The sequence below is a fragment of the Bombella pollinis genome, from assembly GCF_026385485.1.
GTDB classification, from domain to species: Bacteria; Pseudomonadota; Alphaproteobacteria; order Acetobacterales; family Acetobacteraceae; genus Bombella; species Bombella pollinis.
In genome coordinates this window covers 1-3,132 of the sequence record NZ_JANIDX010000011.1, presented here as the reverse complement: position 1 = coordinate 3,132, position 3,132 = coordinate 1, and the positions used below count along the sequence as shown (strand labels likewise).

The following is a 3,132-nucleotide window of genomic DNA, read 5'->3' as shown; positions in this document are numbered from 1 at the left end:
GTTTTGACATCAAAACAGTATCCGCCAAAAGAGCCATTAACTGCAAAGGGGGACGCAGAGGGAAAGAGCCAAACGAAATTATTGTGAGGAATTATTGATATTTGCGCACATTAACACTCTGTCCTATCTCGCCATAAAAATCCATCTAACGCTGGGCTACGCTGCAGACATGGCAGGGATTAACGCACAGACCGGGAAATCCATGGATGATCTGGACCATGTTCGCCAGTCCATCCGGGACATTCTGACGACGCCACTAGGCTCGCGGGTGTTGCGGCGTGATTATGGGTCGCGGTTGTTCGAGTTGATAGATAGCGGCCTTAACAATGGCGGCATAGCATCTATTTACCAGGCTGTCGTTACAGCTCTAGCTATTTGGGAGCCGCGCTTTTCTGTCCAAAATGTGCAGGTTGTGCCCAGCGTTGGAGGAATCTCACTGTCCTTGACGGGAGTTTATAAGCCAAATGGACAAACCCTAAAGCTAAGCGGCATTGACGTGTCAGGGGGACGGCAGACATGAGCCGCCTGTATGATGCCATTGACCTATCCAGCTTACCTGCCCCGCAGGCTATCACCACGGTGGTGCCGGATCAGGAAAAGAGCGACCTTCTGGCACTGTTTTATCGCCTGTACCCTGAATATTCCACATTCCTTGAAAGCGACCCTGCGTATAAGTTGATTGAGTGTTTTGCTTATAGGTTAGCATTGGAAAAGCAGAGGCGTAATGAAGCGATACGGGGTGTAATGCTGGCATACGCCGCAGGGTCTGACCTAGACCAGCTAGGCGCGAACGTGAATGTGGCCCGGCTGGTTATCACGCCAGCTGACAACACGGTGACGCCTCCCGTGGCTGCTGTCATGGAGAGCGACGATGATTACCGCGCACGGATCCAGCTTGTGCCGGAAAGCTATTCCACAGCGGGGTCAGTCGGCAGCTATGCCTATTGGGCCTTGAAAGCAGATGCTGATGTGGGTGATGTGCAGGTGACGTCCCCCACGCCGGGCGTCGTGGTGTTGTACGTTCTATCACGCTCTAATAACGGGCAGGCCAGTGATGCGCTGGTGACCAAAGTTTTGGCGGCGGTGAATGATGAAGAAATAAGGCCCCTCACTGATCGGGTGAGTGTGAAGGCGGCGACGCTGGTACCTTACTCGGTGACGGCCACATTGGAGCTGTTCAATGGGCCGGATCAGAATGTGGTCAAGCAGGCCGCCATAACGGCCCTGCAAGCCTACTGTGACCGTACCCACAAGATCGGTGGCATGGTGGCAACCAGCGGGATCTACGCCGCGCTCCAGCAATCAGGGGTACGGGATGTGACTCTGGACAGCTGGATGGGCAATCTGGTCATGGCGGACGGGCAGGCCCCCTATTGTACGAGCATCACCATCAGCACAACGCAGGTGGGAGATGAGTGAACGGACCCTCCTGCCCTGCAATGCCTCTGCCCTTGAGCGCGCGCTGGATATTACCCCAGCGGTCGCGCTAGACAGCATTCCCCATTACGTGCGGGAAACGGCAAATGCGGACACGATCCCCGCCATCCTTTTGCCATGGCTAGCATGGGCTCAGCGTGTAGAGGTGTGGGACAGCACCTGGAGTGATGAGCAGAAGCGAGCGGTCATCAAGTCCAGTTTTGCTGTGCATCGCAAGAAGGGGACTATCGGGGCGGTAAAAAGCGCACTCGCTGCGCTGGGCGTATCCCTAACGGTTGTGGAGTGGTTCAATGATACCCCTCAGAGGGAGCCATACACATTCAGGCTGGTGGCTGATCCGGGCGATAATGCCCTAAGGCCGGCTTTCTGGAACTCCCTTCTGGCGATTGTGGAACGGACAAAGAACGCGCGCTCGCATATGGGTGTCACGGATATTCAGAAGCGGAGCTCCTGTGAGGTTTTTTCAAGCGCGGTGGTGCTGTTCTCCGTAGGGATAAACATCCCGGAAGCACCAGAGGTTGATGAAGCAACATACCATGCGGGCGGCATGGCGTATGGCATTGGGGTGAGGATTTGATGAGTCAGTATCAGACAATTAAGACGCAGGCCGGGCTAGGACTGGAAGCAGGGGCCGAGACTGGAGGACCGGCGATCAAGCTGGTCTCTATGTCCGTGGGCGATGGTGGCGGGAAGGCCGTTCAGCCGTCCGCCGGGCAGACGGGCCTTGTGCATGAAGTAGACCGGGTGAATCTGAACAGCCTGTCCCAGAATTCCACTGATGCCACGCAGTGGGTGGCGGAAGCTGTCTTCCCGGCGGATCATGGTGGTTATACCGTGCGGGAAGTCGGATTGTGGACAGATGGAGGTGTGCTGTTCGCTGTGGCTAATTTCCCAGACACATACAAGCCCGCACCGAGTGAAGGCACTGCTGGGCAGCTCTTAATCAGCTTAAATTTCAGGGCGCAGAACAGTGACAACATCACCCTGGTGGTAGATGGTAACCTGCAGCTGGCTACGCGGGAGTGGACACAAGGACTGTTAGAACAAGAGCGTGCGCGCGCTTCTTCAGCCGAGGCTAAACTGCAACCAGCAGGCGACTACGCCACAAACGCCTCCCTTCAACAGGAGGTGCAGCGAGCACAGGCAGCAGAGGGTAAACTGCAGCCCGCAGGCGACTACGCCACAAACTCTTCCCTTCAGCAGGAAATTCAGCGGGCACAGGCGGCAGAGGCCGGGTTGCTACCCCTCACTGGCGGCACCATCACCGGGCCGATTAACCGCGCCGGAGGTGGCGTGTTGCCAGAGGTGATTGGGCCTAACCTAACAGGACGAGCAGTGATTCAGGCGTTCACAGCCACGGGTCAAACGTCATGGGGTGACGGTCACGAGGCATGGGTTTCGTTCCCCGCCTCGTTTACGCCGGGCACTGTCCCTGTAATTTCAATCGCAATTACCCGCGAAACGGGTGGGGATTACGTCTCCCGTTTCGCTCCGATAGGCGTTTATCTCAACACCTCTACCCCGCATATCAATAATACCGGATTTTCTTTTCAACCCGCCTACATCAAAGGCGGGGAGGTTAATACCTCTGGCGGGCAGTGGACAGTGCAGGTTATCGCAATAGGAGTAATGCAATGAGCAATTATCAGAATCTTTATCCGGCGCGTTATTACGCCAGCTACGACCACTCAGCCA

At 56.0% G+C, this 3,132-nt stretch carries 4 protein-coding genes; all 4 read left to right on the top strand.

Annotation, left to right across the window (positions count from 1 at the left end; all coding sequences use genetic code 11):
• Positions 1–169: 169 nt before the first annotated feature.
• From NQF89_RS08770 to NQF89_RS08755, 4 genes are read left to right on the top strand one after another with little or no spacing between them, the layout of a single operon-like run.
• A complete protein-coding gene (locus NQF89_RS08770; RefSeq protein WP_266137992.1) occupies positions 170–520 on the top strand; it encodes a GPW/gp25 family protein in 351 nt (116 codons plus the stop codon).
• A complete protein-coding gene (locus NQF89_RS08765) occupies positions 517–1,419 on the top strand; it encodes a baseplate assembly protein (protein WP_266137991.1) in 903 nt (300 codons plus the stop codon). The genes NQF89_RS08770 and NQF89_RS08765 overlap by 4 nt, the downstream gene beginning before the upstream one ends.
• Positions 1,412–2,014, top strand: a complete 603-nt coding sequence (locus NQF89_RS08760; protein ID WP_266137990.1) for a phage tail protein I — start codon at positions 1,412–1,414, stop codon at positions 2,012–2,014. Before NQF89_RS08765 ends, NQF89_RS08760 begins: the two co-directional genes overlap by 8 nt.
• Positions 2,014–3,075, top strand: a complete 1,062-nt coding sequence (locus tag NQF89_RS08755; RefSeq protein WP_266137989.1) for a phage tail protein — start codon at positions 2,014–2,016, stop codon at positions 3,073–3,075. The genes NQF89_RS08760 and NQF89_RS08755 overlap by 1 nt, the downstream gene beginning before the upstream one ends.
• Positions 3,076–3,132 lie beyond the last annotated feature (57 nt).

Excerpts from the sequence above, each read along its gene's own strand:
- NQF89_RS08760 (WP_266137990.1), top strand. The coding sequence starts at position 1,412 with ATGAGTGAACGGACCCTCCTGCCCTGCAATGCCTCTGCCCTTGAGCGC.
- NQF89_RS08755 (WP_266137989.1), top strand. The coding sequence starts at position 2,014 with ATGAGTCAGTATCAGACAATTAAGACGCAGGCCGGGCTAGGACTGGAA.
- NQF89_RS08765 (WP_266137991.1), top strand. The coding sequence starts at position 517 with ATGAGCCGCCTGTATGATGCCATTGACCTATCCAGCTTACCTGCCCCG.
- NQF89_RS08770 (WP_266137992.1), top strand. The coding sequence starts at position 170 with ATGGCAGGGATTAACGCACAGACCGGGAAATCCATGGATGATCTGGAC.